The organism is Caballeronia sp. AZ7_KS35, assembly GCF_023631045.1.
In the GTDB taxonomy this organism is placed as follows: domain Bacteria; phylum Pseudomonadota; class Gammaproteobacteria; order Burkholderiales; family Burkholderiaceae; genus Caballeronia; species Caballeronia zhejiangensis.
In genome coordinates this window covers 213,553-239,315 of record NZ_JALQDV010000032.1, presented here as the reverse complement: position 1 = coordinate 239,315, position 25,763 = coordinate 213,553, and the positions used below count along the sequence as shown (strand labels likewise).

16 protein-coding genes are annotated in these 25,763 nt (G+C 64.6%); 12 read left to right on the top strand and 4 right to left on the bottom strand.

Annotated elements, in window-relative coordinates; translation table 11 throughout:
* Position 1 precedes the first annotated feature (1 nt).
* The 7 genes from NCT05_RS20860 (at position 2) to NCT05_RS20830 (ending at position 15,395) form a co-directional block, all read left to right on the top strand.
* On the top strand, positions 2–1,126 hold the full coding sequence (locus tag NCT05_RS20860; protein WP_250503085.1) for a succinylglutamate desuccinylase/aspartoacylase family protein: 1,125 nt from the start codon (positions 2–4) through the stop codon (positions 1,124–1,126).
* Between the two features lie 63 nt (positions 1,127–1,189).
* Entirely contained in the window at positions 1,190–2,080 is an 891-nt protein-coding gene (locus NCT05_RS20855; RefSeq protein ID WP_250503084.1) for an alpha/beta fold hydrolase, read from the top strand.
* 177 nt (positions 2,081–2,257) lie between these two features.
* A complete protein-coding gene (gene uvrA, locus NCT05_RS20850) occupies positions 2,258–8,071 on the top strand; it encodes an excinuclease ABC subunit UvrA (RefSeq protein ID WP_250440712.1) in 5,814 nt (1,937 codons plus the stop codon).
* On the top strand, positions 8,061–8,480 hold the full coding sequence (locus NCT05_RS20845; RefSeq protein ID WP_250458001.1) for an ACT domain-containing protein: 420 nt from the start codon (positions 8,061–8,063) through the stop codon (positions 8,478–8,480). The genes uvrA and NCT05_RS20845 overlap by 11 nt, the downstream gene beginning before the upstream one ends.
* Before the next feature lie 11 nt (positions 8,481–8,491).
* Positions 8,492–9,772: a DUF445 domain-containing protein gene (locus NCT05_RS20840; RefSeq protein ID WP_250503083.1), complete on the top strand. Its 1,281-nt coding sequence runs from the start codon at positions 8,492–8,494 to the stop codon at positions 9,770–9,772.
* 862 nt (positions 9,773–10,634) lie between these two features.
* Positions 10,635–12,572 (top strand): amylo-alpha-1,6-glucosidase, encoded by a 1,938-nt coding sequence (locus NCT05_RS20835; protein ID WP_250503082.1) that lies wholly within the window; start codon positions 10,635–10,637, stop codon positions 12,570–12,572.
* 84 nt (positions 12,573–12,656) lie between these two features.
* Complete coding sequence (locus tag NCT05_RS20830; RefSeq protein ID WP_008352950.1) at positions 12,657–15,395, top strand: MGH1-like glycoside hydrolase domain-containing protein; 2,739 nt, start codon at positions 12,657–12,659, stop codon at positions 15,393–15,395.
* Between the two features lie 71 nt (positions 15,396–15,466).
* Here the strand turns inward: NCT05_RS20830 and NCT05_RS20825 are convergent, their stop codons facing one another.
* On the bottom strand, positions 15,467–15,883 hold the full coding sequence (locus NCT05_RS20825) for a hypothetical protein (protein ID WP_250440703.1): 417 nt from the start codon (positions 15,881–15,883) through the stop codon (positions 15,467–15,469).
* Positions 15,873–18,188 carry an FdhF/YdeP family oxidoreductase gene (locus tag NCT05_RS20820; protein ID WP_250503081.1) on the bottom strand — a complete coding sequence of 772 codons (2,316 nt, stop codon included), beginning with the start codon at positions 18,186–18,188 and terminating at the stop codon, positions 15,873–15,875. The genes NCT05_RS20825 and NCT05_RS20820 overlap by 11 nt, the downstream gene beginning before the upstream one ends.
* A 151-nt stretch (positions 18,189–18,339) precedes the next feature.
* Between NCT05_RS20820 and NCT05_RS20815 the strand changes: the two genes are divergently transcribed.
* Genes NCT05_RS20815 through pdxR form a run of 5 tightly spaced genes read left to right on the top strand, consistent with a single transcriptional unit; the run spans position 18,340 to position 22,128 of the window.
* Positions 18,340–19,770 (top strand): aminotransferase-like domain-containing protein, encoded by a 1,431-nt coding sequence (locus tag NCT05_RS20815; RefSeq protein WP_250503080.1) that lies wholly within the window; start codon positions 18,340–18,342, stop codon positions 19,768–19,770.
* Positions 19,767–20,030: a helix-turn-helix domain-containing protein gene (locus tag NCT05_RS20810; RefSeq protein WP_250503079.1), complete on the top strand. Its 264-nt coding sequence runs from the start codon at positions 19,767–19,769 to the stop codon at positions 20,028–20,030. Before NCT05_RS20815 ends, NCT05_RS20810 begins: the two co-directional genes overlap by 4 nt.
* A 47-nt stretch (positions 20,031–20,077) precedes the next feature.
* Positions 20,078–20,296, top strand: a complete 219-nt coding sequence (locus tag NCT05_RS20805) for a ribbon-helix-helix domain-containing protein (RefSeq protein WP_008352954.1) — start codon at positions 20,078–20,080, stop codon at positions 20,294–20,296.
* Positions 20,290–20,655 carry a type II toxin-antitoxin system VapC family toxin gene (locus tag NCT05_RS20800; RefSeq protein ID WP_008352955.1) on the top strand — a complete coding sequence of 122 codons (366 nt, stop codon included), beginning with the start codon at positions 20,290–20,292 and terminating at the stop codon, positions 20,653–20,655. Before NCT05_RS20805 ends, NCT05_RS20800 begins: the two co-directional genes overlap by 7 nt.
* Positions 20,656–20,676: 21 nt before the next feature.
* Positions 20,677–22,128, top strand: coding sequence for a MocR-like pyridoxine biosynthesis transcription factor PdxR (pdxR, locus tag NCT05_RS20795; RefSeq protein WP_250503078.1), 1,452 nt, complete (start codon positions 20,677–20,679; stop codon positions 22,126–22,128).
* 10 nt (positions 22,129–22,138) lie between these two features.
* Here the strand turns inward: pdxR and NCT05_RS20790 are convergent, their stop codons facing one another.
* Both NCT05_RS20790 and NCT05_RS20785 read right to left on the bottom strand, forming a co-directional pair.
* A complete protein-coding gene (locus tag NCT05_RS20790; protein WP_008352958.1) occupies positions 22,139–23,278 on the bottom strand; it encodes a TAXI family TRAP transporter solute-binding subunit in 1,140 nt (379 codons plus the stop codon).
* A 223-nt stretch (positions 23,279–23,501) separates the two neighbouring features.
* Positions 23,502–25,448: a zinc ribbon domain-containing protein gene (locus NCT05_RS20785; protein ID WP_250503077.1), complete on the bottom strand. Its 1,947-nt coding sequence runs from the start codon at positions 25,446–25,448 to the stop codon at positions 23,502–23,504.
* Positions 25,449–25,763 lie beyond the last annotated feature (315 nt).

Here is a 25,763-nt window from a genome sequence, read left to right as displayed (position 1 = left end):
CATGCACACTCAACGTCATCCGCTCGTGTCGACGACGCTCGGCACGTCGCGCGAACTCGTCAGCTTTCATTTCGGCGATGCCGCGAACGGCGAAAGCGTTTATCTGCAAGCGTCGCTGCACGCCGACGAAACCCCCGCCATGCTCACCGCGTGGACCTTGAAGCAGCGTCTCGCCGCGCTCGAAGCCGAAGGGCGCATGCGCGGCGAAATCGTGCTGGTGCCGGTGGCGAATCCCATCGGCTTGTCGCAGCATGTGCTCGGGCAATTCCTCGGGCGCTTCGAGGCGAACAGCGGCCACAACTTCAACCGCAATTTTCCGATGCCGTCCGCTGCCGCGCTGATCGAACGCGTGGGCGCGCGCTTATCGTCCGGCGATGCCGCGCACAACGCGCGTCTGCTGCGCGGCGCGCTCGTCGAGATGCTCGGCGAAACGACCGCGAAGAACGAGTTCGAATCGCTGCGGCTTGCGCTGCTCGGGCTGGCGTCGAAAGCGGATGTCGTGCTCGATCTGCATTGCTCGCTCGAAGCGACGATGCACATCTACACGAGTCCCGCGAGCTGGCCCGCGATCGAGCCGCTCGCGCGCTATCTCGGCGCGAACGGCGTGCTGCTGGCGACGGATTCGGGCGGTCAATCTTTCGACGAGGTTCATGCGCTTTTGTGGAACGAGCTGCGCGAGCGCCTCGGCGATGCAACGCCGCTCGGCGCGCCGAACATTGCGGCGACGATCGAGCATCGCGGCCAGCGCGATGTCGATTACGACACGGCGTCGCAGGATGCGGAGGCCATCGTCGATTATCTGATCGCGCGCGGCGTGATCGAAGGCGAGGCGAAGGACGCGCCGCCGCTCGCGCAGGCCGCGACGCCGCTCGCGGGCAGCCAGCAACTGACGGCGCCGGCGAGCGGGATCGTCGTGTATCGCGCGAAAGTGGGCGCGCGGCTGCAAGCGGGCGATCCGGTCTTCGATATCGTCGATCCGGTCACCGACTCGGTGACGACCGTCACGACGGCCAACGACGGCGTGTTCTACATGCGACGCGCGGTCCGCTTCGTGTACGCGGGCGCGCCGATGGGACGCGTAACGGGTGAGAAGGCGATCAGGAGCGGGGTGTTGATCGGGGCGTGAGCGCGCCGAGCGCGTGTTTTCACTGCTCGCTAGAATGACTCCTCGCTTTCGAGGAGTCTCGCCATGCTGGATTTCGCACGCCACGCGCGCACGCTGACGCTCGATATCTCTTACGCCGATTCCGGTCCCGCCGACGCGCCCGTCGTGCTGCTGATCCACGGATGGCCGGATGCGGCGCGCGCGTGGAATGCCGTGGCCGCGCGGCTCAACGACGCCGGCTATCGAACCGTCGTGCCGGAGTTGCGCGGGGCGGGCGGCACGCGTTTCCTGCGCGACGACGCCGTGCGCGACGGCTCGGGCGTCGCGCTCGCGCGAGACGCCGTCGATCTCGCCGATGCGCTCGGCATCGCCACGTTCGATGTCGTCGGCCACGACTGGGGCGCGCGCGCCGCCTACACGATCGCCACGCTGTTTCCCGAGCGCGTGCGCCGCATGGCCGCGCTCGCGCTGGCGTATCAGCCGCGCGGCGTCTTCGAATTGCCCGACTTCTCGCAGGCGCGGCGCTTCTGGTACCAATGGTTCATGTCGCTCGACGGCGGCCCGGACGCCGTCGCCGCCAATCCCAAAGGCTTCGCGCGCATCCAGTGGGACACATGGTCGCCGCCCGGCTGGTTCGACGAAGTCGAATTCGCGGCGACGGCGCGCGCATTCGACAATCCCGACTGGGTGCCGATCACGCTGAACGCGTATCGCCGGCGCTGGCGGAGCGATCAGCCGTCCGATCCGGCGCTCGCCGATCTGTACGCGCGGCTTGCGACGATCGATCGCATCGGCGTACCGGCCTTGATGATTCAAGGCGGCGCGGACGCCTGCGACGAACCGGCGAGCTCGGAAGGCCAAGCGCGCTACTTCACGGCGGGCTATCGGCGCGTCGTTATCGATGGCGCCGGGCATTTTCCGCTGCGCGAGGCGCCGGATGCCGTCGCGGATGCGGTCATCGAACATCTGAAGTGATCGCCGAGCAGGCGAGCCCCTTGCGCAGTGTCACCGGACACTTCCGACACGTTTGGCGGCAAACACTGTATGCGTGTACAGTACTGATCGCTATGGCGGCCACGCACTTCCGAACACTCGTGCGACCTCGTCGAACACTTCGAGGGTGCCGCCTAACTTATTGAACCGGTTGAAAAATTGGCATCGAATAACGCAATCCGCATTCGCGGCGCACGTCAGCACAACCTCAAGAATCTCGATCTCGACCTGCACACCGGCCAGATGACGGTGGTGACCGGCCCGTCCGGTTCCGGCAAGTCGAGCCTCGTGTTCGACACGCTCTACGCGGAAGGCCAGCGGCGCTACGTCGAAACCTTCAGCGCGTACGCGCGCCAGTTTCTCGACCGGATGGACCGTCCGCAGGTCGATCGCGTGGACGGCGTGCCGCCCGCGATCGCCATCGACCAGACGAATCCGGTGCGCAGTTCGCGTTCGACCGTCGGCACGATGACCGAACTGAACGATCATCTGAAGCTCTTCTACGCGCGCGCCGCCGAACTTTTCGACAAGAAGACGTCGCATCGCGTGCGTCACGACACGCCCGAGACGATCTACGCCGAACTGCTCGAACGCACGCGGGCCGATGATCCGCGTCTCGCGATCACGTTTCCGGTCGAATTGCCCGACACCGCGAGCGACGAGGAGGTCGAGCAGTGGCTCTCCGCGAGCGGCTATACGCGCGTGCAGGCGAAACGCCACGTCGAAACCGCAAGCGGCAAACGGCAGATGCTCGATGTCGTCGCGGATCGTTTTCGCTTGCAGAACATCGAGCGTTCGCGTGCGCTGGAGGCGATCGAAAGCGCGTTGCTGCGCGGCACGGGCCGCGTCGACGTCTATGTGCTGAAAGACGAAGGCGAGCCGGAGATCTGGCGTTTTTCCACCGGCCTGCACAGCCCGGAAAGCGATCTGCGCTACGCCGATCCGCAGCCGGCGCTGTTCTCGTTCAATTCCGCGTATGGCGCTTGCGAGACGTGCCGCGGCTTCGGACGCGTGATCGGCGTCGATTACGGTCTCGTCATCCCCGATGAAAAGAAGACGCTGCGCGAAGGCGCGATCAAGACATTGCAGACGCCCGCGTGGAAAGAGAACCAGGACGATCTCGTGCGCTACGGCGCGAAGGCGGGCATTCGCCTCGGCGTGCCGTGGAAGGATCTCACGCAGCAGGAGCGTGACTGGGTCATCAAGGGCTCGCCGGACTGGACGGGCAAGTGGCAGAACCAGTGGTACGGCGTGCAGCGCTTCTTCGATTATCTGGAGTCGAAGGCGTACAAGATGCACATCCGCGTGCTGCTGTCGAAATATCGCAGCTATACGACGTGTCCGGTGTGCGCCGGCGCGCGTCTGAAAACCGAATCGCTGCTGTGGCGTCTCGGCACGAAGGAACAGGCCGACGCAGTGCTTGCGCCGCAAGATCGCTTCATGCCGGAAGGCGTCGACTGGACGCGCGCGCAACTCGAAGCGCTGCCGGGCCTCACGGTGCACGATCTGATGCTGATGCCGATCGAGCGCATCCGCCGCTTCTTCGATTCGCTGACGCTGCCGTCGACCTTGCTCGACGAAGCGCTCAAGCTCTTGCACGCCGAGGTCCGCACGCGCCTGAAATATCTCTGCGATGTCGGTCTCGGTTATCTGACGCTCGATCGCCAGTCGCGCACGCTGTCCGGCGGCGAAGTGCAGCGCATCAATCTGACGACCGCGCTCGGCACGTCGCTCGTAAACACGCTGTTCGTGCTCGATGAACCGAGCATCGGTTTGCATCCGCGCGATCTGAACCGCATCGTCGAAGCGATGCATCGTCTGCGCGACGCGGGCAATACGCTCGTCGTCGTCGAGCACGATCCGTCGGTGATGCTCGCGGCCGATCGTCTCATCGACATGGGACCGGGTCCGGGCGAGCGCGGCGGGCAGATCGTCTATGACGGCGCACCCGACGACATTCAAGTCACCGACACACTCACCGGCGCGTATCTCGGCGGCCGCAAGCATGTCGCGCATGCGTCGAACTGGAATCGCCGCGTCGTCGATGCGAACACGCCGCGCCTCACGCTCGAAGGCGCGAGCGATCACAACCTGCGCGACGTCACGGTCGACATTCCGCTGCAACGTCTCGTGTGCGTGACGGGCGTATCGGGCTCGGGCAAATCGACGCTGATCCAGGACGTGCTCGCGCCCGCGCTGATGCGTCACTTCGGCAAGGCGACGGAAGCGCCCGGCGCGTATCGCGACCTGAAGGGCGCGGAGCATTTGAGCGATGTCGTGTTCGTCGATCAGTCGCCGATCGGCCGCACGGCGCGCTCGAATCCGGCGAGCTATGTCGGCGCGTTCGACGAAATTCGCAAGCTCTATGCGAAGGCGCCGCTCGCGTTGCAGCGCGGCTATAGCGCGAGCATGTTCAGCTTCAACTCGGGCGATGGACGCTGCCCGACGTGCGGCGGCTCGGGCTTCGAGCACGTCGAGATGCAGTTCCTGAGCGATGTCTACTTGCGTTGCCCCGATTGCGACGGACGCCGTTATCGCGCGGAAATCCTCGAAGTGAAGATCGAGCGCGGCGATCGTCAGTTGAGCGTCGCCGATGTGCTCGAACTGACGGTGAGCGAAGCCGTCGCGCTGTTCGCCGGCGACAAGGAAGTGCTGCGCGTGCTGCAGCCGATCGTCGATGTCGGTCTCGAATACGTGAAGCTCGGCCAGCCCGTGCCGACGCTTTCGGGCGGCGAGGCGCAGCGTCTGAAGCTCGCGGGCTTTCTCGCCGAAACGTCGCAGACCAGCAAGAGCGAAAGCCGTCTCTTCATGTTCGACGAGCCGACGACGGGCCTGCATTTCGACGACATCGCGAAGTTGATGCAGGCACTGCGGCGCCTGCTCGAACGCGGTCATTCGCTGATCGTCATCGAACACAATCTCGATGTGATTCGCGCGGCCGACTGGATCATCGATCTCGGTCCGGAAGGCGGCGATGGCGGCGGGCAGCTCGTATGCGTCGGCACGCCGGACGATGTTTCGGCATGCGAACAATCGCATACGGGCCGCGCGCTGGTCGAATACGAAGAAGCGATGGCGCCCGGCGCGGCTCAAAAGCGCGCGGGCGTGCCGCTGCAACTCGCGGCGGAAGTCGCGAGCGCGCGACGTGCGTTGCAGGGCGAGAACGTGGTGCGGATCGTCAACGCGCGCGAGCACAATCTGAAGTCGCTCGATGTCGATATTCCGCATAACAAGTTCAACGTCGTGACGGGCGTGTCCGGTTCGGGCAAGTCGACGCTCGCGTTCGATATCCTTTTCCACGAAGGTCAGCGCCGTTACCTCGAATCGCTGAACGCATATGCGCGCTCCATCGTGCAGCCGGCGGGCCGTCCGGAAGTCGATGCCGTCTATGGCATTCCGCCGACCGTCGCGATCGAGCAGCGCCTGTCGCGCGGCGGACGCAAATCGACGGTCGCGACGACATCCGAAGTCTGGCACTTCCTGCGCTTGCTGTACGTGAAGCTCGGCATTCAACATTGCATTCACGATGGCACGCCGGTCCAGTCGCAAAGTTCCGAATCGATCGCCGCGCAGATCATGCGCGATTTCAAGGGGCAGCATGTCGGACTGCTCGCGCCGCTCGTCGTCAATCGCAAGGGCGTCTATACCGATCTCGCGAAATGGGCGAAGGCGCGCGGCAATACGCATCTGCGTGTGGATGGCGAATTTCTGCCCGTGAGTCCGTGGCCGAAGCTCGATCGCTTTCGTGAACATACGATCGAATTGCCGGTTGCGGATCTCGTCGTGTCGGCGGACAACGAAGCGGAACTGCGGCGTTTGCTCGACGACACGCTCGAAATCGGCAAGGGCGTCATGCATCTTTGCGCGCCGCTCGATGAATTGCATGGGTCGTGGCACGACGGCGCGCGTCGCGGCAAGGAAGAAACGCGCGTGTTCTCGACGAAGCGCGCGTGCCCGGTTTGCGGCACGAGTTATCCGGAGCTCGATCCGCGCATGTTCTCGTACAACAGCAAACACGGCTGGTGCAACACATGCGTCGGGACGGGCGTGAAGCTCACGCGCGAACAGCGCGCCGCGTTCGACGACACGCTCTTCGCGCAGGACGATCGCGGACGCGAGCAGAGCATCGGCTCGGTCGATCAGGAACCGGACGATATCGTGGATCAGCCCTGCCCGGAATGCGAAGGCACGCGTCTGAACGATGTTGCGCGCGCCGTCACGTTCGGCAATTATCCGATCACGGAAGTCGGACGATGGACCGTCAGCGATACGCGCGAGTGGATTGCATCGCTCAAGCTCAAGGGCCGCGATGCGGATATCGCGCGTGACGTGGTCAGTGAAATCGAAGGGCGCTTGCAATTCCTCGAAGAAGTCGGGCTCGGCTATTTGAGCCTCGATCGCGCCGCACCGACGCTTTCCGGCGGCGAAGCGCAGCGCATCCGTCTCGCGGCGCAACTCGGCAGTAATCTGCAAGGCGTGTGTTACGTGCTCGATGAACCGACCATCGGTTTGCATCCGCGCGACAACCTGATCCTGCTCTCCGCGCTCAAGAAGCTGAACGACAAAGGCAATACGCTCGTCGTCGTCGAGCATGACGAAGACACGATTCGCCGCGCGGATCACATCATCGATATCGGGCCGGGCGCGGGCAAGCGCGGCGGTACGGTCGTCGCGCAGGGCAACGTGACGGATCTCGCGGCGCACAAGGCGTCGCTCACGGGCCAGTTCCTCGCGAATCCGATCGTGCATCCGTTGCAGCCGCGCCGCGAAGTGCGCGCGGCGACCGCGAAGCGCGCCGCCGTGCCGGAGCAATGGCTGACGGTCGAAGGCGCGACGCTGCACAACTTGCGCAACGTGACGGCGACGATGCCGCTGAATCGGCTCGTCGCGATTACGGGCGTGTCGGGTTCGGGCAAATCGACGCTCGCGCGCGACGTGCTGATGACGAACCTGCTCGATGCCGTCGGCCGTTCGGTGTTGTCGTCGCCTGCGGTGCGGCGCGCGCGCAAGGCCGCGCAAGCGGACAAGCCCGCTGCCGGGTCGCGCGCCAGCGTGCTCGCGCGCGAAGCGCCGCGTCCGACGTTCGATGTCGCGCATGCGTGGCAGGGCTGCGCGGGCGTAACCGGTTTCGAGGCTATCGATCGCGTGCTCGAAGTCGATCAGACGCCGATCGGCAAGACGCCGCGTTCGTGCCCGGCCACCTACATCGGCATGTGGGACACGATCCGCAAGCTCTTCGCCGATACGCTCGAGGCCCGCGCGCGCGGCTACACGCCGTCGCGTTTCTCGTTCAACACGGGCGATGGCCGTTGCCCGGCATGCGAAGGCCAGGGCGTGCGGACCATCGCGATGAGCTTCCTGCCCGATGTCAAAGTGCCGTGCGACGTGTGCCACGGCCAGCGCTTCAATCCGGAAACGCTCGCGGTGACATGGCGCGGCAAGAACATCGGCGAAGTGCTGACGATGGAGATCGACGAAGCCGTCGAGTTCTTCGCGTCGATGCAGAGCATCGCGCATCCGCTGCAATTGCTGCGCGATGTCGGCCTCGGCTATCTGACGCTCGGCCAGCCGTCGCCGACGCTGTCGGGCGGCGAGGCGCAGCGCATCAAGCTCGTCACCGAACTGTCGAAAGTGCGCGACGACGTCACGCGGCGCGGCCAGAAGCCGCCGCACACGCTTTATGTGCTCGATGAGCCGACCGTCGGCCTGCATATGGCGGACGTCGCGAAGCTGATACGCGTGCTGCATCGTCTGGTGGATGGCGGGCATAGCGTGATCGTCATCGAACACGATCTCGATGTGATCGCCGAAGCCGACTGGGTGCTCGATCTCGGCCCGGAAGGCGGCGTGAATGGCGGCACGATCGTCGCGGCGGCGGACCCGGACACGCTCGCGACGCATCCGCGCAGTCATACCGGCGCTGCGCTGCGGCCGGTTTTGGCGCGGACACGGGAGACCGAAGATGCTGCGTGATCTCGATACGCTGATCGCGTCGATGGAGCCCGAACTGCAGCCGGGCGCGTACGTGTTCGCGTCGCTGCCGCACGATGCGGTGGCGAGCGGCGCGGGCATCGTCGCGACGTTCCGCGAGCGCGAGGGATTGACGGTCGTGATGGAAGAAAGCGCGGCGCAGGCGGCCGGCGTCGCGCCGCTCTTTCGCGCGGCCTGGATCACGCTGACCGTTCATTCGGATCTGAACGCGGTCGGCTTGACGGCGGCGTTCGCGCGTGCGCTCGGCGAGGCGAACATCAGTTGCAATGTGATTGCGGCGGCGTATCACGATCACATCTTCGTTCCGGTCGAAGAGGGCGAACGCGCCGTCGAAGTCCTTCGGGATTTGCAACGCGCTGCTGGTAAGCTTTCGGCCTCATCAAAACCATGAAACCGACATAGATGGAAACGCAGGACAAAGCCGTCGCGCTGAGAAGAATGAAATGGTTCGCCGCCGGGCTGCTCGTCGCGGCCGGCGCCTTGTTCGCGCTCGCGAAAAGCCAGCACGATGCGGGCGCGTGGGCGTGGGTGTCGTCGTTCGCGGAAGCCGCGATGGTCGGCGCGCTCGCCGACTGGTTCGCGGTGGTCGCGCTGTTTCGGCATCCGCTTGGCGTGCCGATTCCGCACACCGCGATCCTGCCCGCGAACAAGGCGCGCGTCGCGGACAACCTGGCCGTGTTCGTTCGCGACCGTTTTCTCGGCACCGATGCGCTCGTCGCGCGCGTGAATGCGTTCGATCCGGCGAGCCGTCTGTCGATGTGGCTGGCCGAGCCTGCCAATGCCGAGTTGCTCGGCAAGAAGGCCGTGGGCGCGGTCGGGCAACTGCTGTCTTTCGTCGATGACGAGCGCGTGAAGTCGATGCTCTACGAGACGCTGCGCCGTCGCGCGGAGTCGTTCGATCTGGCGAGCGCGACGGGAAGCGTGCTGTCGACGCTGATATCGGACCGGCGTCATCAGTTGCTGCTCGATGAGGGCCTGAAGCAACTGGCCGGGTGGCTCGACAAGCCCGAAGTGCAGGAGATGCTCGCGACGCGCATCGTCGCGGTGGCGGGCGAGGAGTATCCGAAGCTCGTCGGTATGCTGGGATTCGTCGGACTGAATGCTGAAGACCTTGGCAACAAGTTTGCGGCCGGTCTCGTGCGCGGCGCGAATCAATGGCTGCACGATGTAAGCAGCGATCCCGAGCACGAACGTCGCAAGGCTTTCGATGCGGCTGTGGAGCGGTTTGTCGAGCGGTTGAAGACGGATCCGGCGTTCAAGGCGCGCATCGACGAGCACAAGCGTGAGTGGCTGGAGCGGCCCGAGTTGCGGGCATACGTGAACGGGCTGTGGGACGAGTTCATCGCGTGGCTCGATGCGGATATCAAGCGGCCGGATTCGGCGCTGCATGCGAAGGTCGTCGCGATGGCGGGCGGTTTTGCCGAGGCGCTCGGCAGCGATCCGGCATTACGCGAGTCGATTAACGAGCATATGCGCGATGCTTTGAAGGCGCTTGCGCCGGAGTTGCGCGATGGCATCGCGAAGCATATTGCCGCCACCGTCAAGCAGTGGGACGATGCGACGCTCGTCAGGGATGTTGAGCTTAATATTGGGCGGGATTTGCAGTTCATTCGCGTGAATGGGACGCTTGTGGGAGGCGCCGTCGGGATTTTGATTCACGCTGTGAGTGTGGTTCTTGGTTGATTTTGTTTCTTCGCTGGATCCCGTGATTGTGTCGGGTCGGGGTTTCGCCGGATCCCGTATTCGCGTCGGTCTATTAGCGTTGCCCCTGTGCGGGGCGGCACTTACTTTCTTTGCTGCTGCAAAGAAAGTAAGCAAAGAAAGCAGCTACTGATACGCCCGCGGTCACACGCAATTTGGGTAGTCCTCTCGTCGATCGTGGGCTGCCTAAAGAGTGCCCTCATAGGCCCCATCGGGCTTGGCTCGCGCACGGTCTGAACCATCGCACCACACACCAAACTGGTTCAGCACCAAATAGCTCCAGCCCGCTTCGCGGCCGACCGGTCCATCGGGGATGCATGTGCTTCTCTACTAACGTCTCCATCTCACTGCAATCGCCGCACGTTGGTTTCCCTCGCATACCGGGCGGCAGCGCGTAGCGCTGTGCCGGATGTATGATTGCTGGACCCGCGCGTTGTAACTACTAGCTAGTCAGACCGTGCGCGAGCCAAGCCCGGTGATTGTGATGAGGGCACTCTTTAGGCAGCCCACGATGGACGAGAGGACTACCCAAATTGCGTGTGACCGCGGGCGTATCGGGAGCTGCTTTCTTTGGTTACTTTCTTTGCAGCAGCAAAGAAAGTGACTGCCGCCCCGCACAGGGGCAGTGCTAATAGACCGACACGAAAGCGGGATCCGGCGAAACCCCGAGCTGCCACGAAAGCGGGATCCGGCGAAACCCCGAGCTGCCACGAAAGCGGGATCCGGCGAAACCCCGAGCCGCCACGAAAGCGGGATCCGGCGAAACCCCGAGCCGCCACGAAACCGGGATCCGGCGAAACCCCGAGCCGCCACGAACACGCAATCCAGCAAAAAAAACAAAACCATGACACGCATCGAACGCACCGATGAATCGCCGATCGACGCTGCGCGTCTGGAAGACGAATGGCTCGAACCCGATGCTTACGGCGGTTTCGCCTCCGGCACGGTCGGCACGATGCGCACACGTCGCTACCAAGCGCTGCTGCTGACGGCGACTCAACCGCCCGCTGGCCGTGTCGTGCTCATCAACGGCATGGAAGCATGGCTCGAAACGGGCAACGCGCGTATCCCTCTGACGATGCAGCGCTACGCCCCCGACATCCTCTATCCCGACACGACGGCAAGCCTCCTTTCATTCGATACAGATCCGTGGCCCACATGGCGCTACCGCATCGGTCACGACGACGCAACGATCATCGTCGCAGAAGCGTTCGTTGCAAAGGAAGCCCGCCAAACCGTCCTGCGCTGGCGTCTCGAGGGCGCATCGAAAGCGGCCAAGTTGGAAGTCCGCCCGCTGCTCTCAGGCCGCGACTACCACGCGCTGCACCACGAAAACGCGGCATTTTCCTTCGATGCCACACTGGAAGGCGAGCGCGTGCAATGGCAGCCGTATGGCGATTTGCCGACGATTTGCGTCACGTCGAACGGCGCTTACGATCACGCCCCCGACTGGTATCGCAACTTCTGCTACGTGCGCGAACGCGAGCGCGGACTCGATTTCACCGAAGACCTCGCGACGCCCGGCATCTTCAGCTTCGATCTCGCGCGCGGCGAAGCCGTGATGATCCTCCACGCGCACGCCGGCCACGACAAGCCGTTCGAAGACAGCGCGCTCGCGCACGCATCGCATCTCGCCTCGCGGGAAAAGGAACGGCGCGCGGCGTTCGGCTCGCGGCTCGCGCGCAGCGCCGATGCGTACGTCGTCACGCGCAATGTCGGCAAAACGATCATCGCGGGCTTTCCGTGGTTCACCGACTGGGGCCGCGACACCTTCATCTCGATGCGCGGCCTCCTGCTCGTGTCCGGCCGGCATCAGGAAGCGGAATCGATCCTGCTCGAATGGGCCGATACGATTTCCGAAGGCATGGTGCCGAACCGCTTTCCGGACAGCGGCGGCCTGCCCGAATACAACTCCGTCGATGCCTCGCTGTGGTTCGTCGTCGCCGTGCACGATTATCTGGCGACGGGGCACGCGCACGCGGCGACGACAAGCCGCCTGCAAAGCGCCGTCGATGCGATTCTCGACGGCTATTCGCGCGGCACGCGCTTTCGCATCGCCGCCGATGTGGACGGTCTGCTGCGCGCGGGCGTGCCCGGCGTCCAGCTCACATGGATGGACGCGAAGGCAGGCGACTGGGTCGTGACGCCGCGTATCGGCAAGCCGGTAGAGGTGCAGGCGCTGTGGATCAACGCGCTCACGATCGCGAGCGCGTGGAATCCGCGCTGGCAGGCGTTGCGCGATCAGGCGCAGTTGTCGTTCGCCGCGCGCTTCGTCGATCCGGACACGCATACGCTCTTCGATGTCGTCGACGTCGATCACGAACCCGGTCGCGTCGATCGATCGATTCGCCCGAATCAGATCTTCGCGGTCGGCGGCTTGCCGTTTCCGCTCGTCGATGGCGATATCGCGCGCGCGGTCGTCGATCAGGTCGAAACGCAACTTCTCACGCCGCCCGGTTTGCGCACGCTCGCGCCGTCCGATCCGGCCTACAGGGCGAACTACGCGGGCGGCGTGCTGGATCGCGATGGCGCGTATCACCAGGGCACCGTCTGGCCGTGGCTGATCGGCCCGTTCGTCGAGGCGTGGGTGCGCGTGCACGGCGCGGCGGGCGCGCGCGAGCGTTTTCTGACGCCGCTCTACGCGCATCTCGATCGCTACGGTCTCGATCACGTCAGCGAAGTCGCCGATGCCGATGCGCCGCACACGCCCGGCGGGACGCCGTTTCAGGCGTGGTCGCTCGCGGAGCTCCTGCGCATCGAAAAGCTGCTCGGCGCAACCTAGCGCGGCGCGCGCGGGCCGGCGTCAAAACGCGCTAAATTACGAGACTTGCCCGTCGTTCAGCACGCCGCCATCGAGGAGTCGCCCATGTCGAAATCGCGCCCCGTCAACCAGCTCGAAACCGTCGAGGGCCTGAGGCTCCATTCGAAGGACTGCCCACGCTGGCAGCGCTGGGGACCGTATCTGAGCGAACGCCAATGGGGCACCGTGCGCGAGGACTACAGCGAATTCGGCACCGCGTGGGAATACTTTCCGCACGATCATGCGCGCAGCCGCGCGTATCGCTGGGGCGAGGACGGTATCGCCGGTTTCGGCGACGACAAACTCAACTGGTGCATCTCGCTCGCGCTCTGGAACGGCTGCGATCCGATCATCAAGGAGCGGCTCTTCGGTCTGACGAACCAGGAAGGCAATCACGGCGAGGACGTGAAGGAACTGTACTTCTACATCGACGGCACGCCGACGCATTCCTACATGCGCATGCTCTACAAGTATCCGCATGCGGCGTATCCGTATGCCGATCTCGTCGATGAAAACGCGCGGCGCGGCGCCGACATGCCCGAATACGAAGTGCTCGACACGGGCGTGTTCGACGACGCGCGTTACTTCGACGTGCAGGTCGAATACGCGAAGCACACGCCGGACGACATCGTGATGCGCGTGACGATCGAGAATCGCAGCGACGTGCGGGCCGCGCTCGACGTGCTGCCGCAAATCTGGGCGCGCAATACCTGGTCGTGGAAGCCGACGCCGATCAAGCCCTCGCTGAAGGTGGAAACGGTGCAGGGCGAAGGCACCTACGTGCTCGCCGAACAGGGCGCGCACGAACCGATGGTCGTCACCGCGTGGTCGCCGGACGCGAGCGCGATGGAATGGCTCTTCTGCGAGAACGAGACCAACGTCAGGCGTCTCTTCCACATGGAAGGCACGGGACCGTTCAAGGACGGCTTCAACGATTACATCCTGCAAGGCGACGAAGACGCGATTCGCCGCGACAAGGGCACGCGCGCGGCCGCGCACGCGCATCTCGAACTGGAGCCGCTCGGCAAGGCGGTCGTGTATCTGCGCTGGCGGCCCGAGTCCGCGCCGGACGCCGTGCCGCTCGACGTCGATGGTCTCTTCGCGCGACGCATCGCGGAAGCCGACGAGTTTTACGGCGCGCTGCAGCACGATATCGCCGATGCCGATCAGCGGCTCGTGCAACGCCAGGCACTCGCCGGCATGCTGTGGTCGAAGCAGTACTATCAGTTCGATGTGACGCGCTGGCTCGACGGCGATCCGCTTCAGCCGAAGCCGCCGAAGCAGCGGCGCACCGGACGCGATTCGGACTGGCGGCATCTGTGCAACGCGGACATCGTGTCGATGCCGGACAAGTGGGAATATCCGTGGTACGCGTCGTGGGACCTCGCGTTTCATGCGGCGGCGTTCGCGCTCATCGATCCGGAGTTCGCGAAACGTCAGTTGCTATTGCTCGTGAAGGACCGCTATCAGCATCCGAACGGTCAATTGCCCGCGTACGAATGGGCTTTCGGCGATGCCAATCCGCCCGTGCACGCGTGGGCGACGTGGCGCGTCTACGAGATCGACCGCGCGATCACCGGCAAGGGCGATCGCGATTTTCTGGAACTCGTGTTCCACAAGCTGCTGCTCAACTTCTCATGGTGGGTGAATCGCAAGGATGCCGACGGCAAGAACATTTTCCAGGGCGGCTTTCTCGGCCTGGACAACGTGGGCATCTTCGATCGCTCGTCGCCGCTGCCGACGGGCGGCCACATCGATCAGGCCGACGGCACCGCATGGATGGCCGCGTACGCGCTCGATCTGATGCGTATCGCGCTCGAGCTCGCATACGCGAACAAGGTGTTCGTCGATATCGCCGTGAAGTTCTTCGAGCACTTCCTGTATATCGCGGAAGCGGTGAGCTGCGAGGACGATTGCGACACCGGTCTCTGGGACAGCGAGGACGAGTTCTTCTACGACAAGCTGCGCCTGCCCGACGGAACCAATGTGCCGATGCGCGTGCGGTCCATCGTCGGGCTGATTCCGCTTTTCGCCGTGCATGTGCTGGAGCCGAAGGTGTATCGCTCGCTGCCGGAATTGCGCGAACGGCTGCACTGGTTTCTCGAACATCGAACGGATCTTTCGAGGCTCGTGTCGCGCTGGAACGTGGCGGGTCAGGGCAACAGCGTGCTGCTGTCGCTGTTGCGCGGGCATCGCATGAAGGCGCTGCTCAGGCGCATGCTCGACGAAACCGAATTCCTTTCCGATCACGGCGTGCGCGCGCTGTCACGCGTGCATCTCGATAACCCGTTCGTCTTCTATCACAACAGCGAAAGCTTCGGCATCCAGTATCTTCCGGCGGAATCCGACTCGCGCGTGTTCGGCGGCAATTCGAACTGGCGCGGTCCGGTGTGGATGCCGGTCAACTATCTGCTGATCGAATCGATCCACGAGTTTCATCGCTATTACGGCGACGATTTTCGCGTCGAATATCCGACGGGCTCGGGACAGAAGTTTTCGCTCGCGCAAATCGCCGACGAACTCGCGCGCCGCGTGACCACGCTCTTTCTGCTCGACAAGAACGGCGAGCGTCCGGTGATGGCTGCCTATCCGCTGCTACAGGCCGATCCGCGTTCGCGCGATCTCGTGCTCTTTCACGAGTATTTTCATGGCGACAACGGGCGCGGCGTGGGCGCGTCGCATCAGACGGGCTGGAGCGGGCTCGTCGCGCTGTTGCTGCATCCGCATGCGACGGGGCCGTCCGGCGTCGTGCCGCTCGCCGGCGAAGCCGATGCCGATGTTCAGGAGTTCGCAGGAGCGAAATGAGGCGTGAATCGCGGTGGCATCGCGTTTTGCGGGGTTCGGCGAAAGTCAAGCGCCACAGGTCGAAAGCGTTGTTAGGAATTGTCTGGTATTACTGATCGCTCCAACTGCGTAAGTTTGTGGAAACACAAATTGATAACAGTCTGGAGGACAAAATGGCGCAGTCCATTAGCGCATATTCTCTCAGCGGCTACCAAATGGGCTTGGGCGCTGGCGGCCGCGCTCATATCGAACACGAACATTGCCCCCCGTTCGCCATCGTCATGCTGGTGTTCGCGGCCGCAATGCTCGGCGGCGTCTGGTTCAGCGGCGAATTCAACAGCTTCGCCGCCGGGTTGATCGCGTGGGCCGGCATCCTCGCCATGCTGGGCGCATGCGCCGATCGCTGGTTCAGCGGCGCCGCCGCGCTCGAACGCCGTATCCGTCAGCGCGAGAGAGCGCGATGCCGCGTGCTTGGCGGCATCGCGTCGCGCAGCGGTTTCAGGCAGCAATGGCCTGACTGGACGACGTCAGCAGCACGGGAATGGACTTCGACGTCGGCGTACCGGCGCCATCCGCAACCGATGACAGCGGCACGAGCGGGTTGGTCTCCGGATAATACGCACCGAGACAGCCACGCGGAATGTCGTATTCGACGAGCTTGAAACCGTCTACGCGACGCTCGATGCCGTCGTCCCACACGCTCGTGATATCCACCAGTTCGCCCGGCTCGAACCCGAGCATGTCGATGTCCTCGCGGTTCGCGAACAGCACGCGCCGCTGTCCGTACACGCCGCGGTAGCGATCGTCGAGACCGTAGATCGTCGTGTTGTACTGATCGTGCGAACGCGTCGTCATCAGCGTCATGAGACGGTCGCCGTACAGCGCACGGGCGCGGTGGATCGGCGTATCGACCGCGATCCTGTGCACGATGAACTGCGCCTTGCCGCTCGGCGTCTTCCAGACGCGATCGCGCGAGGCCACGCCGAGATGAAAACCGCCCGGCTGCTTCAGGCGTTCGTTGTAGCGCTCGAAACCGTCGAGCACTTTTTCGATGCCATCGCGGATCAGCGCGTAGTCGCCCTCATGTGCGCGCCAGTCGACCTTGGCCGAGCCGAGCGTCGCGTGCGCCATGCGTGCGACGATCGCGACTTCGGAAAGCAGATTCGCCGAGGCCGGCTTGTTCATGCCGTAAGAAATGTGCACCATGCTCATCGAATCCTCGACGGACACGCCTTGCGGCACGCCGTTCTGAACATCGATCTCGGTGCGGCCGAGCGTCGGCAGAATGAGCGCGTCGCGGCCGTGTACGAGATGGCTGCGGTTGAGCTTCGTCGTGATGTGCACCGTGAGATCGCACGAGCGCATCGCTTCCCAGGTGCGCGGCGTGTCGGGCGTCGCGATCGAAAAGTTTCCGCCCAGGCCGATAAACACCTTCACCTTGCCTTCGAGCATCGCGTGAATCGTTTCGACGACGTCGTAGCCATGCTCGCGCGGCGGCTCGAAATCGTAGGCCGCGCCGAGCCGGTCGAGAAACGCCTGCGTCGGTTTTTCCTCGATGCCGACCGTGCGGTCGCCCTGCACGTTCGAATGGCCGCGCACCGGACATAAGCCCGCGCCGCGCCGTCCGATATTCCCGCGCATCATCATCAGGTTCGAAAGCAGTTGAATCGTCGGCACGGAGTTCTTGTGCTGCGTGAGGCCCATGCCCCACGTCGAGATGACGGCGCGGCCTTTCGCGTAGATGTCGGCGAGATTCAGCAGATCGTCCATCTCCACGCCCGATTCCGCGATGATCGCGTCCCAGCTTTCGGCGCGCAGGTCGTCGGCGAAGGCGTCGAAGCCGACCGTGTGCTCCGCGATGAAATCGACGTCGAGCACGCGCTCGCCACCGTTCGCGCGCGCGGCGTCGTCGAGTTCGATCACGCGCTTCGCCACGCCTTTGATCAGCGCGAAGTCGCCGCCGACTTTCGGGCGGATGAACACCGAACTGATCTTCACGCCCTTCGGCGAGAGCATGTCGAGCGTGTGCTGCGGGCTCGCGAAACGTTCGAGGCCGCGCTCCTTCAGCGGATTGATCGACACGATGGTCGCGCCGCGTTTCACGCACTCGCGCAACTCGCCGAGCATGCGCGGATGGTTCGTCGCCGGATTCTGGCCGAAGAGCAGCAGCGTGTCGGCGTGTTCGAAGTCGTCGAGCGTGACGGTGCCCTTGCCGATGCCGACGGTATGCGGCAAGCCGCGGCTCGTCGCTTCGTGGCACATGTTCGAGCAATCGGGGAAATTGTTCGTGCCGTACATCCGCACAAACAATTGATACAGAAAAGCGGCTTCGTTGCTCGCACGGCCGGACGTGTAGAACGCGGCGCGATCGGGATCGTCGAGTTTCTTCAGATGCGAGGCGATGAGTTCGAACGCATCGTCCCAATCGATCGGCACATAGCGGTCGCGCTTTGCGTCGTAGACGAGCGGATCGGTCAGCCGGCCGTGCTGCTCCAGTTCGTAATCGCTCTGCGTCATCAGCGACGAAACCGTGTGCTCCTCGAAGAACGCGGGCGTCACGCGCTTGCTCGTCGCTTCGGCGGCGACGGCCTTGACGCCGTTCTCGCAGAATTCGAAGGTCGAGCCGTGCTCGCGGTCGGGCCACGCGCAGCCGGGGCAATCGAAGCCGTCCGGCTGATTCTGCTTGAAGAGCGTCTTGTAGTTGCCACCCGCCACCTTCTCCTTGACGAGATTGATGGCGACCTGCTTCAGCGCGCCCCAGCCGGCGGCGGGATGCGTATAGGGTTCGATGCGTTCTTCGGGCTTCTTGAACATGGCTTGTCGGATGATGCTTTTTGGCTTGCGATGTCGGAAGCGTACTGTGTTCCGAATCGCGCGCGGCGCACAGAAAATGCGAAATAGAAGGAGTACAGTTGCGTCGATTTGCCCTAGACTTGACGCATTGCCGCTTCAGAACGAAATCCAGTTGAAACTCTACGAAAAGCTCGCCGATGAAATCGAGGAAGCCGTGCGGCGCGGCGTGTTCACGCCCGGCGAGAAGATCGCGTCGGTGCGGCAGGCGAGCCAGCAGCACGGCGTGAGCATCAAGACGGTGCTGCATGCGTACGCGATCCTGGAAAGCCGCGGGATTCTGGAGACGCGTCCGCAGTCCGGCTATTTCGTGCGCGCAAAACCGCAGGCGGGCGCGGCGCACAGTCAGCCGACGCGCGTGATCGCGACGGCATCGGAAGTCGATGTGAGCCGGCTCGTGCTTTCGACGTTGCGCAGCATCCGCGCTCACGACGCCGTGCCGTTCGGCTCGCCGTATCCCGATCCCGAGCCGTTTCCGTGGCGGCGCATCAACCAGTACGCGAACGCGATCGCGCGGCGGCAGGCGAGTTGGAATCTCATCGACGATCTGCCGCCCGGCAATCCCGAGCTGATTCGCCAGATCGCGCGGCGTTATGCCGAAAACGGCGTGCCGGTCGATCCGGAGGAGATCGTCATCATGGTCGGTGCGACTGAGGCGATCAACCTGAGCCTGCAGGCCGTCGCGCAGCCCGGCGACACGGTGGCCGTCGAATCGCCGACTTACTACGCGATGCTGCACGCGATCGAGCGTCTCGGGATGCGCGCGATCGAAGTGCCGACGCATCCGGCGGAAGGCATCGACATCGACGCTCTGGCGCGGATCATCGGACGAAGAAAGATCGCCGCGTGCATGGTGATGCCGAACTTCCAGAATCCGCTCGGCTTCCAGATGCCGGACGAGCGCAAGCGCCGGCTCGTCGAATTGCTGTCCGCGCACGATATTCCGGTCATCGAAAACGATGTCTATCACGAGCTTTATTACGGCGATGCGCGCCCGTCGACGCTCAAGAACTTCGATACAAAAGGGCTCGTGCTGCATTGCGCGTCGTTTTCGAAGAGTCTGACGGCGTCGTACCGGATCGGCTGGGCGATGCCGGGACGGTATCGGGCGCAAGTCGAGAAGCTCAAGTTTCTGAACACGTTGACGACGCCATCGGTGCCGCAGGTCGCGATCGCGGATTATCTGCGGCAGGACGGCTACGACCGGCATCTGCGGCGCGTGCGCAAGCTGTATCGGCAGCAGTCGCGCATCATGAGCGCGATGGTCGAGCGCTTCTTTCCGGCGGGCACGCGCACATCGGCGCCGCAGGGCGGCTATGTGCTATGGGTGGAATTGCCGGAGCGCGTCGATTCGATGCGGCTCTATCGCGCCGCGCTCGACAGCGGCATCACGGTCGGACCGGGCTACATGTTCTCCACGCGCAACGCCTTTAGCCATTTCATCCGGCTGAACTACAGTTATCCGTGGACCGCGCAGAGCGAGGCCGCGTTGCGGCGGCTCGGCGAACTCGCGGGCAGGGAGATCACTATGGGGATTCGCGCATGAACGATGACATCGATCCGGCGCTCGTCGCCGTGCTGACACAGCTTTGGCGCGCACACACGGAAACCCCGGAACGCGCGTGGTCGCTCGCGAAATTGGCGAAGCAGTCCGGTTTGCCGATGAGCGCGTTGCGTCGGCAATTGACCGGGCTCGAGGAAGCGGGATTTGTCGAGGTGCGGATGAACGAGGATGGGACGGGCAGCGCGGGGTTGAGCGAGCAAGGCGTGACTTTGTGTCAGTCGATTTTCAGCGCAGGCGAATAAATGGGCTATGGTGATATACCATATGTATATCGTATAGCGAGGTATCCATGGGAAGGATCTTGATCGATTTGCCCGACGAACAGATAGACGAACTCGCCGCGATCGGCGAAGAGCAGCAGCGCCCGCGAGCCGCGGTCATTCGGGACGCGATCAGCGCGTACGTCGCGAGCAACAAGCGCCGTTCTGCCGTCGATGTGTTCGGCTTATGGCAAGAGCGAAAGATCGATGGATTGCAGTATCAGCGGGAGCTGCGCGAAGAATGGTAAGAGCGCTTTTCGACACGAACATCCTGATCGATTACCTGTTGGGAATCGATGCGGCACGCAAGGAGATCGAGCGTTACGAAGAGCGGTCGATCAGCATCATCACGCTCATGGAAGTTCTAGAGGGCGCCAAACCCGACAGTGAAGCGTCGCTGCGCGCCTGGCTGTCCACCTTCGATCTCGTGCCGCTCGATTCGGCCGTCGCGAACCTCGCAATCGGAATTCGCAGGAAATCGCGCATCAAGTTGCCGGATGCGATCGTGTGGGCGTCGGCGCAATCGGTGAATGCGCTGCTCGTTTCGCGCAACTCGAAGGACTTCCCGCCCGACGATCCGGGCGTGCGGATGCCCTATCAACTGTAGCCGCGTCGGTCGCCAGCACCCTTGGACATCCACATCACCCTGCACGGCCGCCGCGACCTGACCGGCCAGATCTACGGCCAGCTACGCGCGGGCATCATCGAAGGGCGGCTCGCCGCGAACGCGCGCCTGCCGTCCACCCGCGATCTCGCCGCGCAGCTCGGCGTCTCGCGCAAGACCACGCTCGATGTCTTCGAGCGGCTGATCGCGGAAGGCTTCTTGCGCACGCGCGCCGGCGACGGCACGTTTGTCGCTGAAGGGCTCACGCGCCTGCCGACCGCGCGCACCGAACCCGTATCGGCCCGCGCCCGCGCCACCGGCATCTGGCGCAAGATGCCCGAGCGCATGGCGATGCCGATGCCGCCCGCCGACGAAACGCTCGACTGCGATTTCAAGGGCGGCGTAACCGACAAATCGCTCTTTCCCTACGACGCCTGGCGACGCTGCCTGAATCAGGCACTGCGCACGCAGGCGCGCGCGGGCGGCGGCGTCGCGGGTTATCGCGATCCGGGCGGCGAGCAGGCGTTGCGGCTCGGCATCGCGCGTTATCTCGCGTTCAGCCGCGCGGTCGTCTGCAACTGGCAGGACGTGATCGTCACGCAGGGCGCGCAACAGGCGCTCGATCTGCTCGCGCGCGTGACGATCCAGCCGGGCGATGTCGTCGCGGTCGAAGAGCCGGGTTATCCGCCGGCGCGGGCGCTTTTCGCGGCGCTCGGCGCGCGCATCGCGCATGTGCCGGTCGATGGCGAGGGCATCGTCGTGAGAAAGCTGCCGCGCAACACGCGGCTCGTCTACGTCACGCCGTCGCATCAGTTTCCGCTCGGCATGCCGATGAGCCTCGAGCGGCGCGTCGAGTTGCTCGAATGGGCGGGCAAGCGCGGCGCGGTGATCGTCGAGGACGACTACGACGGCGAATTCCGCTTCGAAGGGCGGCCGGTGGAATCGCTGAAGAGTCTCGATCGCGCGGGACTCGTCGCGTATGTCGGCACGTTTTCGAAGACGCTCTTTCCCGATCTGCGGCTCGGCTACGTCGTGCCGCCCGCGACACTCTCCGAACCGCTCTGGAACGCAAAGCAGATTTGCGACTGGCACAGCTGCATGCTGACGCAAACCGCGCTCGGCGCGTTCATGCTCGATGGCGAATACGCGAAGCATCTGCGCCGCATGCACAAGGCGTACGCGGAACGCCGCGCGCTGTTGATCGAACGTCTGCAAGGCGAGCTCGCGCCTTGGTTCGAGCCGCTGCCCGCGACGGCGGGCATCCATCTCGTCGCGCGGCTCGCCGGTTCGGTGCGGGAAGACGAGGTCGTCGCGGCGGCGCGCGCCGTATCGGTCGGGCTGTACGGCATACGCGCGTTCTACGCGGGCGAGCCGGCGCAGCAAGGCGTGCTGCTCGGCTACGGCGGGACGCACGTCACGGCGATCGAGCGCGGCGCGACGCGCCTCGCCGCGCTCATGCCGACGCTCGTCCGCTAGCTTCGCGGCGTCACTGATCGCACAACAACAGCAGCTTTTCCTGCGCGGAACACGCCGCTTTTTTCGGCTTTTGCGCGGCCGCGTCGGCGTCGCGCGTCGCGACCTTGCGCGTCGGATTCTGCGCTTGCTCGGCGGCCGCCGTGCGCTGCGCGATGCACGCGCGCAAGTGCTTTTCCATCGGCGGATAGTATTTCCAGCCCTTCGTGAGCGGCGGCAGTTCGAGATGCACCTGCTTCCACTTCGGATGGCCGTTCGCCTGCAGCGTGTCGAAGTTCGAGCACAGCGAATCGGCGAATTTCGACAGCGCGCCGACCGTGCCGCGCAAACCGTAATCGTAGGTCACGAGAAACGCCTTCACGGTGAGCGTCGGCGTGTCTTCCTGAATCCAGTTCGGATAACTCGTCGTGCGGATCGTCGCCGGGAAATAGGTCTGCTTCGCGCGCGCGGTTTCCTGCGCGTTCGGATCGAGGCGCAGCAGCCTGATCTGCTTGAGCAGCTCCGGATTCATGTCCTGAAAGAGCTTCGCCGGCTGCCCCGCGACGATCACCGCCACGTCGATCTTCCCGACGATCAGCCGCGCGAGCGAATCCTCGTTGTTGAGATGCTGCTCGTTGGCTTCGGCGATCGGTTCGCCGAACATCAGCCGATACAGCGTCTCCGCCGATTGCGCCGTGCCGCTGCCGATCGGCCCGACGCTGATGTTCTTGCCCTTGATCTCGTGGATGTACTTCATCGGCGAGTCCGCGCGCGTGACGAAGTAAATCTCTTCGTCGTAGAGCGGCATGATGAGCCGCAGCGGCTTGATGATCTTGCCCGCGTCCGCATTGCCCGAGGTCGCCATGTCCATGTACGCCTGATACACGTCCGACTGCACCAGCGCGAACTTCACGCCGGGCTCGTAGCGCATGCGCTGCACGTTCTCCGCCGACCCTTTCGACGGCAGCACTTCCAGTTCGATGCCGGCCGGCTCGGCGACGTACTTCGACAAGTCCTGTCCGATCTGGATATACGTGCCGCGTTCCTGGCCCGTCGTGATCTTGTAGGGAATCGGATCGGCGGCGAAGCTCGATCCCGCGCCGATCATCCCGGCGATGGCGAGAAGCGTCAGCGCGCCCCGTGCGGCGTTGCGCATGTATTTCGTGGTGAACATGATTGACCCTTAGTCGGAGTTGGACGGGTGCTTTTTGAAACTCGCACGATGCGGGAATCGTCCGCGTCGCGCGCAATCTGCTCATGCGCGGGCACTCGCATGCGGCCCGGCGCGAAGATGCGCGGCGCGTGCTTGCGGTGCGTCGGTGTTGTCTCTGCGTGTTCTTGTAGTTGCGTCGTTCTTGCGTCGTTCTTGTGCGTTTTTTTGCGTTTTTTTGCCGTTTTCAGCGCGACGGCGGCTTCGAGGCCGAATCGCCGCCGCTCCAGCCGTATTGCTTGATGGCGCGTTCGAGTTCCTCGGACTTGTCGGAGTCGACATGCGAGCCGGCCGGCACCGTGGCGAACTGCGGCGACGCGCCGGTCGTGGCCGCGGCCTGCGTGCTGCGCGTCGCGACGTTCGTCTGCACGACGGGCTGGGCGACGGCTTGTGCGACGGCCGCGGGCGGACGGGGCACGGCTGCTTGCATCGTCGCCGTCGATGGCGGGAGCGCGCTGCTCTGATTCCCCGATTGCGGTGGATGCGGCACGGCGGTGCGCGTCGGGGGCGCGGACGGCTGCGGCGGATCTTCGCCCAGGTAATACGCGCCGCGCGGATTGGCCGGACGAGCGGCTTGCTGCGGCGGCTCGTCGCCGATGTAATAGGGCGCGCGCGGGTTCGCGGCACGCGAATTCGCGGCGGAAGGCTGGGCGCTTTCTTCGCCGAGATAATAGGGCGCGCGCGCCGCTTGCGTGACGGGCGGCGGAGCGGCCTTCGCAGCGGCCGGTTGCGACGGCGCGGGCACGGCGGCTTGTGTCGTGGCCGGTTGTGGCGTCGCCAGGGGCGTCGGCAGGGGCGTCGGTTGGGGCGTCGGTTGCGTGGCCGCTTGCGGCGCGGGCGTGGGCATCGTCATCGTCGTGGCGACGGTCGGCGCGGGCGGCGGATTGATCGTCGTCGCGGTGATCGCGGCGGTCGCCGCCTGGCCACGCGCGATTTTCTCCGCGCGCGATTCGTAGGCAGCGTCGTCGTCGGCCCAGCGCGCGGCGGTGCTGCGTTGCACCGTGCGCCTGTCCGGCGTGGGCTTCTGAGCAAACCCGTTCGTCTTCGCGGCCTGCGCGGCCGCCGCTGCAACGTTTGCCTGCGCGGGAAGTTGAGCGGGCGCGGCAGCCGCCGTGTTCGCGGCATCCGCGGCGGGCGCCGTGCCCGGCACGCGTTTGGCGAGCGCGGCCACTGCCGTCGGCGCGAGCCAGCCCGCGTGCGAAATCACGCGTTCGAGCATGGCTTGCGATTCGATGTTGCTGCCGTCGAGGGCGAGCGCCTCGCCCGCGTTCTGCTGCACGCACGCCCACGCGGACGTGCGCTCGCAGGCGCGCGCGAGTTGCAGCGCGGCGTCGCGCTGCGCTTCGCGCTTGACGAGCTCGTCCTTCAGCGATTCGTAGTCGGCGCGCGCCTGTTGCTGCGGCGGAAGCATTTTGAGCCGCGCGCGGGCCGTGGCGAGATCGTGCTGATCCAGCGCGACGCGCACATCCTGCAGCGCATTGCCGGACGGAGCGGCGGCCAACGGGCGCCGGTCCGCCGCGGCCGGTGCGGCAGGCGTGCCGGGCGCGTCGGTTGCGCCGCGCATCAGCGAACCGACCTTGGAGTCGATCACGCCCGAAACGCTGTGATCCGCGGATGGCGTGCTCGAACCGCCGTCCGAATCGCCAAGCTGGTAATAGAACGTCGCGCCGAGCAGCAACACGAGACCGCATGCACCGGCGATGACTGTCTTCTTCGTGTTCCACCGCTCGGAACCGGGCAGGGCGTCGGGATCGTTGCTGGAATCGGCGAAGGCGTTGCGTGCGGATTCCTCGGCGCGGCGCGCGCGATATTCCGCCGCCTTTTGCGCGATGCGCTCACTCGCGCGCTCCGTCCAGCGCGAGCGCATGCCCGGCTCGACGCGCCCGGCGCCATCCGAGTCGAGGGAAGCGGAAGAACCGGATGCGGACGCACCCGCCGATGCGAGCGGCGCCGATGCCTCTTCGAAAACGTTCTTGCGCGATTTGCCCGAGGCGGCCTCGCGCGTCTGGCCGAATGCGGCGCTTCGGTCTGCGCCGCAATTGGGGCAACTGTCGGCGTTCTTGCGCACCGTGCTGCCGCACCGCTGGCAGACGACGGAGAACATGGATGCGGGAAACGTCAGTCGCGTGGTCATGCTAAAGCCCTCGAAGGACGTGTGCGTGAGGTTGCCAAAATCGCGTGGCCGCCAATGCGCGCCGAGCCGTCGCGCCTGTACGCGGGAACGGCGTCCCGCGGCAGCAATCCTTCGTATTCTTTGTCCGCGCGGCGCGCGCGCCAGCGGGAAACGACTATCCGACTATGGTTCAACCACTATCGGACGTCAATTGCCTTTCGCCCCTACTCCGGGCGGTGCTCTCGCTCACGATATTTCTGACATTTTGGGATCGCGGCGGCGGTTTTGAATCGCCAATCCTTAGCCGAAAAAAGACAACGGGGCGCGATCGCCGGA